The sequence below is a fragment of the Variovorax sp. Root473 genome (assembly GCF_001426505.1).
Lineage (GTDB): Bacteria > Pseudomonadota > Gammaproteobacteria > Burkholderiales > Burkholderiaceae_C > Variovorax.
In genome coordinates, this window is sequence record NZ_LMEV01000020.1 from 407926 (window position 1) to 408355 (window position 430).

Sequence of the window (430 nt, forward strand, 5' to 3'; positions counted from 1 at the left end):
AGGGGGAACTTCGGGCCTTTGCTTCGCTCGGCCCGGGAACTTCCAGCAGCCTGATGTCACGGGTTTGCTCGCACTCGCACTCGCACTCGCACTCGCACTCGCACTCGCACTCGCACTCGCACGTGTACATGTGTCTGCACCTGCGCCAGCGCCCTGCCCATTTCAACGTCACGCCCCATGCGAGCAGCAGCAGGCGCGAAGCGCCTGCTGCTGCTCACTGGCCGAGCGAAGCAAAGGCCCGTTGGTATCCAAACCCCTTCTGTATGCGCCGAGGAGCGGAGCGTTTCGCGGATCAGGGCTCGCAGCTGTCTGAGCGAAGCGAGTTCTGCGAGACCCCGCGAAACGTGAGCACCGCAGGTTGCCCGAAGCGAAGCGCAGGGACGCAGACAGCAGGGTCGCCTTTCTTTTGNCCTACGTTTCTTTGGCGAAG